The organism is Micromonospora sp. NBRC 107095, from assembly GCF_030269705.1.
Taxonomy (GTDB): Bacteria; Actinomycetota; Actinomycetes; order Mycobacteriales; family Micromonosporaceae; genus Micromonospora; species Micromonospora parva.
This window is the reverse complement of sequence record NZ_BSTU01000002.1, coordinates 318,596-335,205: the sequence shown is the minus strand read 5'-3', so window position 1 is coordinate 335,205 and position 16,610 is coordinate 318,596. Positions and strand designations below refer to the sequence as shown.

Genomic DNA, 16,610 nt, shown 5'->3' with positions numbered 1-16,610 from the left:
CCGGACATTCCGCTCCCCGGTGATTCGGCGTGGACCGACGTGCCGAGGTTGCGCCCTTCGGCGAGGATGGGCGCATGTCTTCATTCGGTAAGTGGTGGGGCCGCCTGAGCGCGGTCTTCGGTGCTGTCGTACTGGCGGTCTTCGTGCCCGTGGCGGCCTGGGCGTCCACGGGCACCGGCGAACTCGTGGTGGAGGCCGCCCGGCGGCGCGGCCGCAGCGGGTTCGGGGTGCTGCCGCTGCTCTGCTGCCTGGTGGTGGTCGCGATCGTCGTGTTCCTGGTGCTGCGTCTGATGCGCAACCGCCGGGGTGGCCCGCCGCGCTGACCGGGTCGGCGGCGCCGACGGTCACCGGCGGCCGGTCCCGGGCCGGCCGCCGGTGTTCAGACCGCCAGGGCTGCGATGGCCTGGGACAGGAAGCGGGCGGTGGCCTCGCGGGTGCCGTCGCGCTTGACCCGGATGCGCTCGGCGGCGGTGACCAGCAGGGTGCGCACCTTGGCGTGCCCCTTCGGCGGCGGCGCCGGCGCCGGCCCGAGCAGGTCGGCGATGCTGGTGCCGAACGCGGCGGCACGTCGCTGGGCCGCATCGGTGATGCTGCCCTCGGCATAGCGGCGCACGGCGGAACTGGCGTTGAGCCCACGCTCGTGACCGAGGACGGCGCCGACCTCACCGTTGTTGGTCAAAAAGTTGATCACGTCGGCGACGGTGTCCGGATGGCGGGTGCCCCGGAACGCCGCCCAGTACATCGACGCCCGCGCCCACTGGGCCCCCGGCGGGCCGGGGAAGCCGACGATGCCCAACTCGGAATCGGTGAGTCGTTGCAGCTCCGGTAGCTGGTGCGACCAGGCGAAGGACGCGGCGGTCGCCCCGTTCACCACAAGCTGTCGGGCCGGCTCGCCGCTGTCGGCCTGCTCGACCAGCGCCGCGCTCGGCGTGGCCCGTGCCCGGCGGGCCCGCTGCCACAGCTCGAACCACGCGATCAGCTCGTCCGCGCCGAAGCCGAGCTGGTTGCCCCGGTAGAACTCGCCGCCCTGCGCCCGCAGCCAGAGCCAGAGCGCCCGGTAGTCGCCCGACCCGTCCATGGTGCCGGCCACCCGCCGGTCGCTGACCTCGGTGACCTCGGTGGCCCAGGAGATGTAGTCGGCCCAGGTCATTCCGGCCCGTGGCTCCGGCATCTGCAGCTCCCGCAGCAGGTCCCGGTTGAACACCACGACGGCGTGGGTCTGCCCGGCGGCCACCGCCATCGTCCGCCCCTCCACCGTGCCGTAGCGGATCAGGCCCTCCGGCAGGCCCCGAAGATCCAGGTGCCGGTCGGTGAGGTCGAGGATGACCTGACGTCGGGTGTACTCCGTCAGCATGGCGTCGTCGATCTGGATCAGGTCCGGAACGTTCCCGCCGCCCGCCTGGGTGGCCAACCGGTCGTAGTAGCCGTCGGCGCCCTGCCAGGTGACCCGGAAGGTGACCCGGGGGTTGCGGGTCGAGTAGAGCTGGAGCGCCTTCTCGGTGAGCGCGGCCCGGTTGGTGTCGCCCCACCAGAAGACCGACAGCTCGACGGGCCCGTCCTGGGTCGAGGTGGCGGCGCCGTCGCTGCAACCCGCCAGCCCGCCGGACGCGAGCAAAGGTGCACCGAGCAGCGCGCTGAGCAGTCGGCGTCGGCCCGGGTCGGCGCCGAGGCGGTCGAGCGGCTGTCGAACAACGGGCACGGGGCTCTCCTGGACCTACGGGGGTGGCGGTCGGACCATTCACGCAGGCAGCGCACGAAGGTGTCAACGTCCGTCCGGTCACCCTCGGCCGGGTGGTCGAATCTGGGCCCGCCACTGTCGCGTGGTGTACTAGGGCGCGTGGAACTTCTGCACTCGGGCAAGGTCCGGGACGTCTACGCCGACGGCGACGACCTGATCCTGGTGGCCTCGGACCGCATCTCGATCTACGACGTGCCGCTGCCGACGCCGATCCCCGACAAGGGTCGCCTGCTCACCGCGCTCTCGCTCTGGTGGTTCGAGCAGCTCGCCGACCTGGTGCCGAACCACGTCATCTCGGCCACCGACGTGCCCGCCGAGTTCGCCGGGCGGGCCATCCGCTGCCAGCGGTTGGACATCATCCCGATCGAGTGCGTCGCCCGGGGTTACCTGACCGGCGGCGGCCTGCGCGAGTACGAGCGCACCGGCGCGGTCTCCGGCGTACCGCTGCCGCGAGGGCTCGGTGAGGCGTCGATCCTGCCTGAGCCGATCTTTACGCCGTCGAGCAAGGCACCGGCTGGCGAGCACGACGAGCCGATCACGTACGACGACGTGGTGCACAAGGTGGGCGAGGCCACCGCCGAGCGACTGCGGCAGATCACCCTCGACATCTACCGGCGCGGTGCCGAACTGGCCGCCGACCGGGGCATCCTGATCGCCGACACCAAGATCGAGCTGGGCTGGGCGCCGGACGGCACGCTGGTCCTCGCCGACGAGCTGCTCACCTCCGACTCGTCGCGGTTCTGGCCGGCCGAGTCGTACCAGCCGGGGCGGGTGCAGTTCTCCTACGACAAGCAGTACGTGCGGGACTGGGCCACCGGCAGCGGCTGGGACAAGCAGCCCCCCGCCCCGGACGTGCCGGCCGAGGTGGTCGAGGCGACCCGGGCCCGTTACGTCGACGTCTACGAGAAGCTCACCGGCAACCGCTGGGACTGACCGGGACACCGCGCTTTCACCGCACCTGCTGGACCTGACCGTCGTCACCGTCGAGGATGGACCCGTCACCCTTCGCGGAGTCTGGGGCGGTCGGATGAACGGCGACATGTGGATCAGGGCGCTCAAGGCGGCCCGGGCCGGTGCGGGCGTCTCGCAGGAGGCCCTGGCGGAGCTGATCAGGTGGAGTCCGTCCACCATCGCGGCGATCGAGACACGCTGCTGGGCGAGGCCCTGCCGGCGAGCGTGTCCGTCGAGCTGATCGGAAAGCTGGTGAACGAGCTGTGAACTCCGCCCCTACCCCTCGGTGGCGCGTGTCGACCCGGAGCGGCAACGGCGGCGACACCTGCGTCGAGGTGGCCGACAACCTGCCGGACCAGGTGCTGGTCCGCGACTCCACCGACCGCGCCGGTGCCGTCCTCACCTTCGCGCCGGCGGCCTGGCGCGCGTTCGTGGCGCGGGTCCGCACCGGCCGCTGAGGTCAGTCCACCCAGTCCAGAGTGCGCTGCACGGCCTTGTGCCACTGGCGCAGCTCCTGATCGCGCAGCTCCGGGGCCATCGCCGGCTCCCACTGCGCGTCGGAACGCCACTGCGCCCGCAGGGTGGCCAGATCCGGCCAGAAACCGACCGCCAGCCCGGCCGCGTACGCCGCACCCAGGCAGGTGGTCTCGGTGATCCGGGAACGGATGACAGGCACGTCGAGCACGTCCGCCAGGAACTGCATGAGCAGGCCGTTGGCGGTCATGCCGCCGTCCACCCGCAGACGGCGCAGCGCCACATCCGAGTCGGCGTTCATCGCGTCGACCACCTCGCGGGTCTGCCACGCCGACGCCTCCAGCACCGCCCGCGCCAGGTGCCCCTTGGTGATGTAGCCGGTCAGGCCGGCGATCACCCCGCGGGCATCGCTGCGCCAGTGCGGGGCGAACAGCCCGGAGAACGCCGGCACCACGTAGCAGCCGCCGTTGTCGTCAACGGTGCGGGCCAACTCCTCCACCTCGCCCGCCGTGGAGATCAACCCCAGGTTGTCCCGCAGCCACTGCACCAGTGAGCCGGTGACCGCGATGGCACCTTCCAGGGCGTACGCCGGTGGTTGGTCCTTGATCCGGTAGGCGACGGTGGTGAGCAGGCCGTGGGTCGACGAAACCGGGCTGGCACCGGTGTTGAGCAGCAGGAAACTGCCGGTGCCGTAGGTGCACTTCGCCTCGCCCGGCTGGAAGCAGGTCTGCCCGAACAGGGCGGCCTGCTGGTCGCCGAGCGCACTGGCCACCGGCACCCCGTCGAGCACGCCGGTCGCCGAGCCGTACACCTCGGCGGAGCTGCGGATCTCCGGGAGCATCACCGCCGGTACGCCCATCGCGTCCAGCAGTTCCGGGTCCCAGTCGAGCGTCGTGAGGTCCATCAGCATGGTCCGGCTGGCGTTCGTCACGTCGGTGACGTGCGCGCCGGTCAGCTTCCAGATCAGCCAGCTGTCCATGGTGCCGAAGAGCACCTCGCCGCGCTCGGCGCGCTCGCGCAGGCCGTCGACCTCGTCGAGCAGCCAGCGCAGCTTCGGCCCGGCGAAGTAGGTGGCCAGCGGCAGGCCGGTGCGGGTCCGGAACCGCTCCTCGCCGTACGCCGAAGCGAGCTCGCGCAGCAGCGGCCCGGTCCGGGTGTCCTGCCAGACGATGGCGTTGGCCACCGGGCGGCCGGTGGCCCGGTCCCAGACGACAGTGGTCTCTCGCTGGTTGGTGATGCCGACGGCGGCCAACCCGGACGCGTCGGTGCCGGCGGTCCGCAGCGCCTCGGCGACCACCTGCTGGACGTTGTCCCAGATCTCCTCGGCGTCGTGCTCCACCCAACCCGGTCGGGGGAAGACCTGCCGGTGCTCGCGCTGGGCCACGGCGACGATGTCCCCGGCCCGGTCGAAGACGATGCACCGCGAGGAGGTGGTGCCCTGGTCGATGGCGGCGACGTACTGGGGGGTCACCGCAGCACCGTACCCGGACGGCGGCGCGGCGCGACAGGCGTCGCTGTGGGTTCCGGCCCACCGCCGTCGGCCGTCCTCGGCGTCCCCTACGATGTGCGAACGTGCGCGACATCGCAGTTTTCAGTGGAACCGCCCATCCGGACCTGGCTGCCGAGATCTGCGCTCACCTGGGGGTGCCGCTGCACCCGGTGCGGGTCTCCCGGTTCGCCAACGACTGCCTGGAAGTCCAGTTGCAGGCCAACTGCCGGGAGCGGGACGTCTTCCTGATCCAGCCGCTGGTGCCGCCGGTGCAGGAGCACCTGGTCGAGCTGCTGCTGATGATCGACGCGGCCCGGGGCGCGTCCGCCGGTCGGATCACCGTGGTGCTGCCGCACTACGCGTACGCCCGCTCGGACAAGAAGGACGCGCCGCGGATCTCGATCGGCGCGCGGCTCGTCGCCGACCTGCTCACCTCGGCCGGGGCGGACCGGGTGCTCGCGATGACCCTGCACTCGCCACAGGTGCACGGCTTCTTCAGCGTCCCGGTGGATCATCTGCACGCGCTGCGGGAGTTGGCCACCCACTTCCGGCGCTACGACCTCAGCAACACGGTGGTGGTCTCGCCCGACCTGGGCAACGCCAAGGAGGCCGCAGCCTTCGCCCGGCTGCTCGGCACACCGGTCGCGGCCGGTGCGAAGCAGCGGTTCAGTGACGACCTGGTCAAGATCAGCGCGGTGATCGGTGACGTGACCGACCGGGACGTCATCGTGCTGGACGACGAGATCGCCAAGGGCAGCACCGTGGTCGAGTTGATGGAGCATCTGCGCGGCCTGAAGGTTCGGTCGATCCGGCTCGCCTGCACGCACGGGCTCTTCTCCGGCGACGCGTTGCAGCGGCTCAGCGACCAGGACGGCGTCCTGGAGATCGTCTGCACCAACACGGTGCCCATCCCGGACGCCAAGCGGGTCCCCAAGTTGCGGGTCCTGTCGGTGGCCCCTGCCCTGGCCGAGGCGACGCGCCGAATCCACAACGGAGAATCCGTCTCCGCCCTCTTCGCCTGACCCACCCCGTCCCCGCGCCCCTCTTTCCCCACGATCTTGCAGTTTGCGTCGCCGGGATGAGCGGTTTCGGGTGATTCGCCGCGACAACAAGTGCAAGATCGCGTGCGGGGTGGGGCGTGGTGGGGGTTAGCGCGGGGTGGGGTTCTGGCTGGTCAGACCGGTGGTGATGCGGACGGTGGTGCCGGCGGTGCCGGTGGCCACCTCCATCGCGTCGGTCAGCTCGCGGGCCAACCAGAGCCCCCAGCCGCCGGCGGTGTCCGCTGCCGGCCGACTGCGGTCGCCCAGTCGCTGCGGGCTGATCCCGTGCCCGTGGTCGGCGATCTCGCAGACCAACACCCCCGCCTCCTGCCAGAGCCGCAACCAGCCGCGCCCGCCACCGTGGCGCACGGCATTGGTGATCAGTTCGTTGATCGCGAGCACGAAGTCGTCCAGCCGCTGACCGCGCAGGCCGGAGGCATGCGCGCAGGAGGCGACCGAGTGTCGAATCTCGGTCACCTGTGCCTGGTCAAAGGCGTCGGCGATCAGGAGGGCAGGTTCGATGGGCACAACCGTACGCGGTGCGTGCGGATCTGCGTTCGTCATGGGCCCGTCCCGGCGGCGCATCTCGGAGTATTTCGCGGCTTTTCCACCGTACGTCAGGGTTTCCCGAACCGCACTCGCTGCTCGCCGTGTGGCCGAACCGTTGTGGCATCCTGACCGCCATGCCGTCACCGCCGGGTGGATTCGAGGTGCCGCTGTGGCGTGCCCTCACCGTGTTCAGGCTGGCCTCCCTGGCGTACGTCTGCGCGCTCGCGGTGCGCGACGCCGACCGGTACGCCCACCCGTACGCCGTCGGCGCCCTGATCCTGCTGATGATCGCCTGGACCGGGGCGACCGCTGTCGGGTACGCCCGACCGGCCTGGCGGCGCTGGCCGCTGCTGCTGGCCGACCTCGCGGTGGTGGTGGCCATCGTGCTGGCCACCCCGTGGGTGGTCGGTCGGACGGCGCTCACCCACGGCGTACCCACCCTCGGGGTGGCCTGGATGGCCGGCCCGGTGCTGGCCTGGGCCGTCTCCGGCGGCCGGCGGCGGGGCACTGTCGCCGCGCTGATCGTCGCCGGCGCGGACCTGGCCACCCGGGAGCGGATCGGTCAGTCCTCGTTCACCGGGGTGATCCTCATGCTGCTCGCCGGAGTGGTGGTCGGGCACGTGGCCCGGCTGGCGGCGAGCGCCGAGGAACGGCTGCAACGCGCTGTGGAGCTGGAGGCCGCCACCCGGGAGCGGGAACGGCTGGCCCGGGGGATTCACGACTCGGTTCTGCAGGTGTTGGCGCTGGTCCAGCGGCGCGGCGCCGACCTGCCCGGGGAGGCCGGCGAGCTGGCCCGGCTGGCCGGTGAGCAGGAGGCCGCACTGCGCGCGCTGATCACCGGTGCCAGCCCGACCGCCGCGGGCCTTCCGGAGGGGGGCGAGGCGGTGGACCTGCGGACCCTGCTCGGCCGGTACGCCTCGGCGGCGGTGGCGCTCTCCGCCCCGGCCACCCCGGTGCCGCTGCCCCGGCGGGTGGCCGGCGAGTTGGCGGCGGCGACCGGTGCGGCCCTGGACAACGTGGGACGGCACGCCGGTGGGCGGGCCTGGGTGCTGATCGAGGACGAGGGGGAGACGGTGACCGTGTCGATCCGTGACGAGGGGCCGGGCATTCCGGACGGCCGGCTGGCCGAGGCGGCCGCCCAGGGGCGGCTCGGGGTGACCCAGTCGATCCGGGGCCGGGTGACCGACCTGGGTGGGACGGTGCGGATCGTGTCCGCACCCGAGGCGGGCACCGAGATCGAGCTGAGCGTGCCGAGGTCCCCGCGGTGAACCAGATCCGGGTGATGGTGGTGGACGACCATCCGATGTGGCGGGAGGGGGTGGCCCGCGACCTGACCGAGGCCGGGTTCCTGGTGGTGGCGACCAGCGGGGAGGGGCGACAGGCCGTTCGGGTGGCCGCCGCCGCCCGGCCCGACGTCGTCGTCCTCGACCTGCAACTGCCGGACATCTCCGGCGTCGAGGTGATCCTGGGGTTGCGCGCGGCGCTTCCCGCCGTACGGGTGCTGATGCTCAGCGCCAGCGGCGAGCAGCAGAGCGTGCTGGACGCGGTCAAGGCCGGAGCCACCGGCTACCTGGTGAAGTCGACAGCACCCGCCGAGTTCCTGGAGGCGGTCCACCGCACCGCGGCCGGCGAGGCGGTCTTCACCCCCGGACTGGCCGGACTGGTGCTCGGCGAGTACCGCCGGCTGGCCGCCGGGCCGGGGCGGGGGAGCGCCGGCGCTGCCGAACCCGCGACGCCCCAGCTCACCGAACGGGAGACGGAGGTGCTGCGGCTCGTGGCGAAGGGGATGTCGTACAAGCAGATCGCCCAGCGGCTCGGCCTGTCGCACCGCACCGTGCAGAACCACGTGCAGAACACCCTGGGCAAGCTGCAACTGCACAACCGGGTCGAACTGACCCGGTACGCCATCGAACGCGGCCTGGACGACTGAGCGGGCGGACGTCAGACCGGGAGGACGTCAGACCGAGCGCGGTGGCTCCGTCTCGTGGATGGCCAGCTCCTCGGCGGTCGCCCCGCCGCCGGCCGATCCCGCGTCGTACGCCACCGAGTCGGTCTCCTGGTCGGTGTGCGACCCCTCGTCCGGTTCCACCAGCCGGCCCACCGTGGCGTCGGCCACCGTGCCGAGCTGACCGTGGTCGTAGAGCGAGACCGGTGAGTTCGGGTCGGAGGTGGGCCCGGGATCCATCACGTCGGCGTCCAGCTGAGCCTCCGCCGCGGCTTCCAGATTGTCCGCCTCGAAGGCGATCTTCGGGTCGATCGTGCCGGCCAGCGGATCGTCCGCCGGGCGTTCATAGACCTCACGGTCGAGCTTGTAGTCCAAGGACTCACCGTCGAGCTGCTCCTCAGCGGTCGTTCCGAACCGGTCCACCGCCACCGGCGTCCGGTCGCCGGGCAGCTGGGCCGGGTCGGGGCCGTCCGCCTCACGCCCGGTGAAGACGTCGTCGTTGGCGGTCGAGTCGTCATCGGCGGTGTCGGGCAGCCCTTGCGCCTCGGTGTCGGACACGGGGGTCGGGTACTCGTTGTCGCGCATGTCTGATCACTACCCGCTGCCCTCCCGCCGTAACCGGGTGACCCTTCGGCGAAACGACACCGAACCGGGCGTCGACGGCGAAAGCCCGGGGTCGGCAGCGCGTACCGGCCGGCGAGGTGCGTCGCGATCAGCTTGGTCAGACGGCCTCGTCGTCCGGGTGCAGCACACACCAGACGACCTTGCCGTCCGGTATGGCGCTGCTGCCCCAGCGACGGGTCACCGTGTCGATCAGCAGCAGGCCCCGGCCGCCGGCCCGGGTCGGCGGGGAAATCCCGGCGAATGTCGGCCGGCGCGGGGAGTGGTCGCGCACCGCCAGGTGCAGGGTGGTCTCCTGAGGTGCCAGCCGAACCGTCATCGGGGTCTTCGCGTGCGCCACCACGTTGTTGACCATCTCGGTGACCGCGATGCACGCCGGGTCGGCGAGCGTCGGCATGCCCCAGCGCTCGCAACCGGTGTTGACCAGCTCGCGGGCCTGCCGGGCGGCTCCCACCGCCGGGGCGAGTTCGGCGGTGAGCACCGCTGCCAGTGGGGCGGCCGCGACGGCGGCCAGCGCGCCGTCGAGCGTCGGCGAGGCCGGCACGCCGTCGAGCGCCGGATCCGGGTGAGCCGTCCCGGCGGCTGCGGAGTCCGGGTGGGCGGGCCCGGCGGCCGTCGGGTCACACAGCAGCAGATCCGCAGCGGGCCAGTCGGCGACCTCCCGGCGGATGTCGGCGAAGACGCGCCGACCGGCCGGCTCGACGAACCGCAGACCGGTCACGTCCGCCACCACCGGGCCGGGTCGGTCCGCGAGGCGGGTGAGCAGGGCGCCGCGTACCGCCTCGGCTCCGGCCGCGTCGAGCACACCGGTCAACCGGACCACCGCCGATGACTCGTCGACTTCCACGAGACAGCTCGCCATGATCGCCCCATTGTGCGCGCCGTAGACGGTCAGCGCATTCCGGCGCTCGACGTCCGCCATCAGCGGTCCGACCGGGAGCGGCGGTTGATAGCCGCCAGGGTGCCGACAGCGGTGCCGGCGGCGGCCAGACCGAACGCGGCGGTCATCCGCACCAACTGCCGGCGTCGACCGTGCCAGCCGCCGTCCTGGCGTGCCTGGGCGTCGGCGTGGAACACGTTGCCGCTGCTGTCCACGCGGGCACCCGGCCCGAACTGGGTGCGGTGCGCGTACCAGCCGAGGGTGCGCTCCACCAGCGCGGGCGCCAGCCGCCACTGCAGGCCGATCAACCGGGCCGCGCCACCGGCGTACGCCTCGCGGCGGGGCCGGCGCAGCAGCCGGACGATGGTCTCGGCGACCACCTCCGGCGGGTAGATCGGAGGCGGCGGCACCAGCTCCCGGCCGCTGTGGTTGCCGGTGTGCCGGAAGAACGGGGTGTCGATGGTCGCCGGCAGCACGGTGCAGACCGAGATGTGCCCCCGACCGGTGACCCGCAGCTCCTGGCGGACGGTGTCGGCCAACCCCCGGATGCCGTGCTTGGTGGCGTTGTACGCCGACTGGTACGGCATGGCCACCTCGGCCAGCACCGAGGCGTTGTTGACCAGCACACCGCCACCGGCGGCGCCCAGGTAGGGCAGGGCCGCCTTGATGCCGTGCACCGTCCCGAGCAGGTTGACCTCCAGCACCCGGCGGAACTCGGCGACCGGGATCTCGTCGAACAGACCCACCGCGCTGACCGCGGCGTTGTTCACCCAGGCGTCGATCCGACCGAACTCGGCCACCGCCTGTTCGGCCAGCCGCCGCACCGACTCCAACTCGGTCACGTCGGTCGGTACGACGAGCGCCTGACCGCCCAGTTCCCGGCAGCGCTGCGCGACCTGGAGCAGGGCCGGTTCACTGCGGGCGGCCAGCACGACGGCGGCACCCCGGCGGGCCAGTGCGTAGGCGGTCGCCGTGCCGATCCCGCTGGACGCGCCGGTGATCACCACGGTCGAATCGTCGAGACTGCGGGTCAGCGGCATTCCTGAGCGGTACCCCCGGCCGGACCTGGTCACACCAGCGACAGGTTGTCGATCATCGTCGAATCGTGGGGTGGCGTGGCAGGTGTGCTTGCCGTGGCGCAAGTGTCGGTGGAAGTCGGGCGGACTCTTCCTGATCTGCCAGGTTTCGACTCAGCGTCGCGGGGTTAATGGGACGCTCTGACCGGGAGGACCACCGCCGAGGAAAGATCGCAGGGAGGTGACCCATGCGCGTCGGCCTCGTCTGCGCGCACGCCAGCTCGTACCGCCACGCCGACGGCCCACCGGTCGGCACTCGACAGCACATCGCCAGGGTCGCCGCGGAACTGACCGAGCGGGGCCATGACGTCCGGCTCTACGTCCGCCGGGACGACCCGGCTCTGCCGGCGACGATGGACGTCGACGGCTACCAGGTGCACCACGTGCCCGCCGGCCCGCCCACCGCACTACCCACCGCCGAGCTGATCCCGTACGTGACGGAGGTCGGCCGCTGGCTGGCCGACGAGTGGTCCGGTGCCTGGCGGCCCGAGGTGGTGCACGGGCACTACTGGGTCGGCGGTCTGGCCGCCGCACACGCCGTTCGGGAGACCGACATCCCGGTGGTGCAGACGTTCCACTCGCTCGGCGTCGAGCAGTTGCGTCACCTGGGCGGTCACTACGACGGGCCGGGGCAGCGGATCACGCTGGAACGCGCGCTGACCCGGGCCGTCGACATCGCCGTGGCCCAGTCCAACGACGAGGTCGACGAGCTGACCCGGATGGGTCTGCAACGCAGCTCGGTCGCGTTGGTGCCGGCCGGCGTCGACATCGACCTGTTCCAACCCGACGGCGAGGCCGCGCCGCGCGAACAGCGGCCCCGCATCCTCTCGGTGGGCTCGCTCGCCGCCGGGCACGGCCAGGAGGACCTGATCCGGGCGATGCGGCTGGTCGGCGACGCCGAGTTGGTGATCGCCGGTGGCCCGCCGGCCGACCAGTTGGCCAACCACACCGAGGCGCGCCGGCTGCGCGAGCTGGCCGAACAGATCGGCGTCGTCGACCAGGTACGCCTCGTAGGGGCGGTGCCGCACGACCAGATGGCCACCTGGTACCGGTCGGCGGACGTGGTCGCCTGCACGCCGCACTACTCCTCGGCCGGGCGGGTCTCGCTGGAGGCGATGGCCTGCGGGGTGCCGGTGATCGGCTACGCGATGGGCGGCCTGGCGGACGCCGTCGTCGACGAGGTCACCGGCCGGCTGGTGCCTCCCGGTGACGTACGCGCGCTCGGCGTGTCACTGCGCCGGCTGCTCGCCGACAACGCCGGTCGATTCGCGTACGGCCACGCCGCGGTGGACCGGGTGCGCAGCAGCTACACCTGGGAGCGGACCGCCGGTGCGTTGGAGCGTCTCTACGAGCGGGTGGTGAGCCGGCGCAAGCCGGTCGAGGCCTGAGTCAGCCGCGGATCGCGACGACCGTCGCGCGGTCCCGCCCGAATGCTCGTCGCCATGATCCGTGCAACTTCGGGGATGTTGCTGCCTCCCACACGCCGGAGGCAGCAACTTCGGGGAAGTTGCGTGGATCTGAGGGCGCGGGGCGGGGCATGGGGTGCGGCGCGGGGCTCGTATCAGCCTGGGCGGGTCGCGGCGACCATCGCGCGGTCCCGCCCGGGGGTCACCGAGGGGTGCTGCTGCGGCTGCGCGTACCGGGTCAGGCCGATCACCGCGGCCAGGGTGACCAGGAAGCCGGCCGCGGCCAGCCACTCCCGCCCCGGCCAGATCTTGTCGTTGAGCAGCAGCAGGCCGACGATCGCTGCCGGCACCGCCCCGGCGGCGTCCATCGCGGCGACCGCGGCGGTCGTCGAGCCGCGCTGCATGGCCAGACCGAGCAGCAGCTGACCGACGATCGAGTGGGCGATCAGCAGGTAGAACAACGGGTTGACGAGGAACGCCTCGGCGGACGGCGCGGACGCCAGTGGCCGGGCGGCGACAGCGGCCGAGCTGAACGCCAGCCCGGCCAGGGAGCCGAGGGCCACCGAACCCGGTGCCCCGTGCAGCCGTACGGCGAAGACACCGAGCACCGCGATCACGCCGAGCGCCACCAGCAGGGCTATCGAACCGGCGGTGCCGAGCTGCTTCGACGGTGCCGGCCGGGCGGACAGCACCAGTGCGGTGATCCCCGCGAAGAGCAACGCCAGCAGCACCACCTCCGCCGCCGGCAGCCGCCACTTCAACACCAGCACCCCGAGGATGGCGGTCACCCCGAGCCCGGCGGCCACGCTGGCCTGCACGAGGAACAGTGGCAGGTCCCGTCGGGCCAGGAAGGCGAGCACGAAGCCGCCGATCTGACAGCCCAGGCCGACCAGGTACGTCCGATGCCCGGCGAGGCGCAGCAGCAGGCCCGGATCGAAGGTGTGGTGGACAGTGGTGCGGGCCGCCGCCACCGACTGGAGCAGGTTGGCGAAGCCGTACGCGACGATCATCGCCGCGAGGAAGCACCAGCCGGAGGAGACCACCTGGCGAGGATAGAGGTTGCCGGGGGTCAGCGCGCGGCTGGTCGATCGAGGCGGGCGAGGATGTCGGCGTGCAGCACACCGTTGGTGGCCACCACGCTGCTGTCGGTGCCCGGGGCGCCCGCCGGGGCCGGTCGACCGGCCAGATCAGTGACCGTGCCACCCGCCTCCGTGATGATCGGCACCAGCGCCGCCACGTCCCACAACGACAGCTCCGGCTCGGCCATCACGTCCAGTGCCCCCTCGGCCAACAGCATGTAGCCGTAGAAGTCGCCGTACGCCCGGCTGCGCCAGCTGGCCCGCATCAGGTCGAGCACCGCGTCGAGCCGGCCGGCCCGCTCCCACCCGTCCAGCGAGGAGTAGCAGAAGCTGGCATCCGCGACCCCGCGCACCGCGGACACGCCGATCCGTTCGCCAGCGGCGGGGCCCGGCCCGGCGTACGCGCCCGCGCCCGCGCTGGCCCACCAGCGTCGTCCGAGCGCCGGTGCGGACACCACGCCGACCGCCGGCCGGTCGCCGTCGTAGAGCGCGATCAGGGTGGCCCAGATCGGCACGCCCCGGACGAAGTTCTTGGTGCCGTCGATCGGGTCGATGATCCACCGGCGGCCGTTCGCGTCGGCGGACGGCTGTGCGCCGTACTCCTCACCGAGCAGCCCGTCGGCCGGACGGTGCTCGGCCAGCACGGCGCGGATCTCCCGCTCCACGGCGGTGTCCGCGTCGGAGACCGGCGTCAGGTCGGGCTTCGCCTCGACGCGCAGGTCGAGCGCGCGGAACCGGGCCGTGGCGATGGCGTCGGCCCGGTCGGCGAGCAGGTGGGCGAGGGCGAGGTCGTCGGCGTACCCGGTCATGCCGGCAACCTAGCCCACGCCCGTCGCGTCACTCGTCGGGCCCGCGCCGGTCACCCTCGCCCGGCCCGCGCTGGTCACCGTCGCCGCGCGAGTCACCCTCGCCGGCGCGAGAGGCGAGCAACCGGCGGTACGAGGCCAGCCGGCGCGGGTCGGCCTTACCGGCGGCCACCCAGGCGTCCAGCCCACACTCGGCCTCGTCGGCCGTGTGCGGGCAGTTCGGTGGGCAGTCGACGGTGCCCTCGACCAGGTCCGGAAAGCCGTGCAGCAGGCTGTCGGCCGAGACGTGCGCCAACCCGAAGCTGCGGATCCCGGGGGTGTCGATGATCCAACCCGGATCGGTGTCGACCCCGGGCACCGGTGGCAGCCGCAGTGCCACCGCGCTGGTCGAGGTGTGCCGGCCCCGGCCGATCGCGCTGACCACGCCGACCGCGCGCAGCGCGTCCGGCACGAGCCGGTTCACGAGCGTCGACTTGCCCACCCCGGAGTGCCCGACCAGCACCGACACCTTGCCGCTCAACAGCGCGCGGAGCGCGTCGAGGTCGGAGTCGGGGCGGTTGAGCACGTACGGCAGCTCCAGCTCGGTGTAGTAGCCCAGCACCTCCTCCGGCCCGGCCAGGTCGGCCTTGGTGAGGCAGAGCAGCGGCTCGACGTCCGCGTCGTACGCGGCCACCAGACAACGGTCGATGAACCCGGTACGCGGCGGCGGGTCGGCCAACGCGCTCACGATCACCAACTGGTCGGCGTTGGCCACCACCACCCGTTCCAGCCGACCCTCGGCGGTGGTCTCGTCGTCGTCGGCGGTGCGCCGCAGCACCGAACGACGCTCGGCGATCCGGACGATGCGCGCGAGCGCGCCCTCCGCGCCGGAGGTGTCGCCGACCAGGCTGACCCGGTCACCCACCACCACCGACTTGCGGCCCAGCTCGCGGGCCCGCATCGCGGTGACGGTGGGCAGCTCGGCGCCGACCACGCCGCGCTCGGCCCCGGACAGCACGCAGGTGTAGCGCCCCCGGTCGACGGCGATGACGAACCCGTCGACCGCGTCGGCGTGCCGTGGGCGGGTGCGCGTACGCGGGCGTGACGACTTACCGGGCCGGACCCGTACGTCGTCCTCGTCGTACTCCCGCCGTTTGGTCGCCAGGACCTTCCTCCGTCGCGTCAGCTCTTGCCGGTCACCATCGCTGACCATAGTGCCGGGAACTCGGGCATCGTCTTGGAGGTACACCCCACGTCGTCCACCTCGATGCCCGGAACGGCGAGCCCGGCCACCGCGGCGGCGTGCGCCATCCGGTGGTCGTGGTAGGTGCGGAAGAGCCCGCCGCGCAGCGGACGGGGCCGGATCTCCAACCCGTCGGGGGTCTCGGTGATGTCCGCGCCGAGCCCGCCGAACTCCCGCGTGAGCGCGGCGAGCCGGTCGGTCTCGTGGCCCCGGATGTGCCCGACGCCGGTGAAGACCGACGGCGAGTCGGCCAGCAGGGCCAGCGCGGTCAGCACGAGGGTCAGCTCGCCGACGTCGGACAGGTCGGCGGTCAGACCGTGCACCACGCCGGTGCCGCGCACCGTCAGCCCGTCGGTGGAGAGGCTGACCTCGCCGCCCATCCGTTGCAGCAGCGAACGGAGCTGCTCGACCGGCTGGGCGCTGCTGTGCGGCCAGCCCTGAAGGGTCACCTCACCGCCGGTGACCAGGGCGGCGGCGAAGAACGGCACGGCACCGGAGAGATCCGGCTCGACGTCCCAGCCGCGCCCGGTGAGCGGACCGGGCTCGACGGCCCAGACGTCGGGGGTGCTGTCGTCGACCGCCGCGCCGGCGGCCCGCAGCATCCGCACCGTCATCCGCAGGTGCGGCGCGGACGGCACCGGCGGGCCGACGTGGCGCACCACGACGCCCCGGTCGAAGCGTGGTGCGGCCAGCAACAGCCCGGAGACGAGCTGGCTGGAGGCGGACGCGTCGATCACGACCTCGCCCCCGGTGACCCGGCCGGTGCCGCGCACGGTCAGCGGGAGGCTGCCGGTGCCGGTGACGTCGATCCGGACACCCAGCGAGCGCAGCGCGTCGACCAGCGGGCCCAGCGGCCGGGTGCGGACGTACGGGTCACCGTCGAAGCTGACCTGCCCGTCGGCCAGGCCCGCCACCGGTGGCACGAACCGCATCACGGTGCCGGCCAGCCCGACGTCGACGTGGGCGGGGCCGACCAGCGGGTGCGGTCGGACCAGCCAGCGCTCGTCGTCGCTGATCGACACGTGCGCGCCCATCCCCCGCAGGCCGGCGGCCATCAACTCGGTGTCCCGGGCGCGCAGCGGCCGGGCCAGCGTCGACGGGCCGGCCGCCAGCGCGCTGAGCACCAGGGCCCGGGCCGTCATCGATTTGGAACCGGGCAGGCGCAACGTCGCTGCCACCGGATCGGATGCGGTCGGTGCGGTCCACGGCTGCGGCGGCCGGGTCGCTGTCAGGTTCCCCACGGTTACATTCTGCCGTGTCGTCGGGGGGCCGGCGGCACCCGGCGCTCGCACTCCCGGTTGTCGGGACAGCCGACAGCGCCCCCGACGCGTTAG

At 72.8% G+C, this 16,610-nt stretch carries 17 protein-coding genes and 1 pseudogene; 8 read left to right on the top strand and 10 right to left on the bottom strand.

What is annotated here, in order from left to right; all coding sequences use genetic code 11:
- Positions 1 to 74: 74 nt before the first annotated feature.
- On the top strand, positions 75 to 323 hold the full coding sequence (locus QSK15_RS13865) for a hypothetical protein (protein WP_030336617.1): 249 nt from the start codon (positions 75 to 77) through the stop codon (positions 321 to 323).
- A gap of 56 nt (positions 324 to 379) precedes the next feature.
- Here QSK15_RS13865 and QSK15_RS13860 read toward each other — a convergent pair whose 3' ends face one another.
- Positions 380 to 1,699 (bottom strand): ABC transporter substrate-binding protein, encoded by a 1,320-nt coding sequence (locus tag QSK15_RS13860; RefSeq protein ID WP_285794618.1) that lies wholly within the window; start codon positions 1,697 to 1,699, stop codon positions 380 to 382.
- Between the two features lie 138 nt (positions 1,700 to 1,837).
- Here QSK15_RS13860 and QSK15_RS13855 point away from each other — a divergent pair, with 138 nt between their 5' ends.
- From QSK15_RS13855 to QSK15_RS13850, 3 genes and pseudogenes are all read left to right on the top strand, one after another.
- Positions 1,838 to 2,671 carry a phosphoribosylaminoimidazolesuccinocarboxamide synthase gene (locus QSK15_RS13855; RefSeq protein ID WP_285794617.1) on the top strand — a complete coding sequence of 278 codons (834 nt, stop codon included), beginning with the start codon at positions 1,838 to 1,840 and terminating at the stop codon, positions 2,669 to 2,671.
- Positions 2,672 to 2,765: 94 nt separating this feature from the next.
- Positions 2,766 to 2,885: pseudogene (locus QSK15_RS32530) on the top strand (helix-turn-helix domain-containing protein); the annotation flags it as partial.
- A gap of 97 nt (positions 2,886 to 2,982) precedes the next feature.
- Positions 2,983 to 3,147: a DUF397 domain-containing protein gene (locus tag QSK15_RS13850; protein ID WP_347663237.1), complete on the top strand. Its 165-nt coding sequence runs from the start codon at positions 2,983 to 2,985 to the stop codon at positions 3,145 to 3,147.
- 2 nt (positions 3,148 to 3,149) lie between these two features.
- Here the strand turns inward: QSK15_RS13850 and glpK are convergent, their stop codons facing one another.
- Complete coding sequence (gene glpK / locus QSK15_RS13845) at positions 3,150 to 4,634, bottom strand: glycerol kinase GlpK (protein ID WP_285794615.1); 1,485 nt, start codon at positions 4,632 to 4,634, stop codon at positions 3,150 to 3,152.
- Positions 4,635 to 4,735: 101 nt separating this feature from the next.
- Here glpK and QSK15_RS13840 point away from each other — a divergent pair, with 101 nt between their 5' ends.
- Positions 4,736 to 5,674, top strand: a complete 939-nt coding sequence (locus tag QSK15_RS13840) for a ribose-phosphate diphosphokinase (RefSeq protein WP_030336628.1) — start codon at positions 4,736 to 4,738, stop codon at positions 5,672 to 5,674.
- 126 nt (positions 5,675 to 5,800) lie between these two features.
- Here QSK15_RS13840 and QSK15_RS13835 read toward each other — a convergent pair whose 3' ends face one another.
- Positions 5,801 to 6,256 carry an ATP-binding protein gene (locus tag QSK15_RS13835; protein ID WP_285794614.1) on the bottom strand — a complete coding sequence of 152 codons (456 nt, stop codon included), beginning with the start codon at positions 6,254 to 6,256 and terminating at the stop codon, positions 5,801 to 5,803.
- A 119-nt stretch (positions 6,257 to 6,375) separates the two neighbouring features.
- Between QSK15_RS13835 and macS the strand changes: the two genes are divergently transcribed.
- On the top strand, positions 6,376 to 7,509 hold the full coding sequence (macS, locus tag QSK15_RS13830) for a MacS family sensor histidine kinase (RefSeq protein ID WP_285794613.1): 1,134 nt from the start codon (positions 6,376 to 6,378) through the stop codon (positions 7,507 to 7,509).
- A gap of 14 nt (positions 7,510 to 7,523) precedes the next feature.
- Positions 7,524 to 8,171, top strand: coding sequence for a response regulator (locus tag QSK15_RS13825; RefSeq protein ID WP_285795118.1), 648 nt, complete (start codon positions 7,524 to 7,526; stop codon positions 8,169 to 8,171).
- A 27-nt stretch (positions 8,172 to 8,198) separates the two neighbouring features.
- Here QSK15_RS13825 and QSK15_RS13820 read toward each other — a convergent pair whose 3' ends face one another.
- The 3 genes from QSK15_RS13820 to QSK15_RS13810 form a co-directional block, all read right to left on the bottom strand.
- Positions 8,199 to 8,771: a DUF5709 domain-containing protein gene (locus QSK15_RS13820; protein ID WP_030336635.1), complete on the bottom strand. Its 573-nt coding sequence runs from the start codon at positions 8,769 to 8,771 to the stop codon at positions 8,199 to 8,201.
- A gap of 136 nt (positions 8,772 to 8,907) precedes the next feature.
- A complete protein-coding gene (locus tag QSK15_RS13815; protein WP_285794612.1) occupies positions 8,908 to 9,729 on the bottom strand; it encodes an ATP-binding protein in 822 nt (273 codons plus the stop codon).
- Positions 9,729 to 10,727, bottom strand: coding sequence for an SDR family oxidoreductase (locus tag QSK15_RS13810; protein ID WP_285794611.1), 999 nt, complete (start codon positions 10,725 to 10,727; stop codon positions 9,729 to 9,731). Before QSK15_RS13810 ends, QSK15_RS13815 begins: the two co-directional genes overlap by 1 nt.
- 224 nt (positions 10,728 to 10,951) lie before the next feature.
- On the opposite strand from QSK15_RS13810, the gene QSK15_RS13805 reads away from it, so the two are divergent.
- On the top strand, positions 10,952 to 12,151 hold the full coding sequence (locus QSK15_RS13805) for a glycosyltransferase (protein WP_285794610.1): 1,200 nt from the start codon (positions 10,952 to 10,954) through the stop codon (positions 12,149 to 12,151).
- 173 nt (positions 12,152 to 12,324) lie between these two features.
- On the opposite strand, the gene QSK15_RS13800 is transcribed toward QSK15_RS13805, so the two are convergent.
- From QSK15_RS13800 to aroA, 4 genes are read right to left on the bottom strand one after another with little or no spacing between them, the layout of a single operon-like run.
- Positions 12,325 to 13,179 (bottom strand): hypothetical protein, encoded by an 855-nt coding sequence (locus tag QSK15_RS13800; RefSeq protein ID WP_285795117.1) that lies wholly within the window; start codon positions 13,177 to 13,179, stop codon positions 12,325 to 12,327.
- 59 nt (positions 13,180 to 13,238) lie between these two features.
- Positions 13,239 to 14,057 carry a histidinol-phosphatase gene (gene hisN, locus QSK15_RS13795; protein ID WP_285794609.1) on the bottom strand — a complete coding sequence of 273 codons (819 nt, stop codon included), beginning with the start codon at positions 14,055 to 14,057 and terminating at the stop codon, positions 13,239 to 13,241.
- Positions 14,058 to 14,085: 28 nt separating this feature from the next.
- Entirely contained in the window at positions 14,086 to 15,246 is a 1,161-nt protein-coding gene (rsgA, locus tag QSK15_RS13790) for a ribosome small subunit-dependent GTPase A (protein WP_285794608.1), read from the bottom strand.
- Positions 15,216 to 16,517 (bottom strand): 3-phosphoshikimate 1-carboxyvinyltransferase, encoded by a 1,302-nt coding sequence (gene aroA, locus QSK15_RS13785; RefSeq protein WP_285794607.1) that lies wholly within the window; start codon positions 16,515 to 16,517, stop codon positions 15,216 to 15,218. The genes rsgA and aroA overlap by 31 nt, the downstream gene beginning before the upstream one ends.
- Between the last annotated feature and the right edge of the window lie 93 nt (positions 16,518 to 16,610).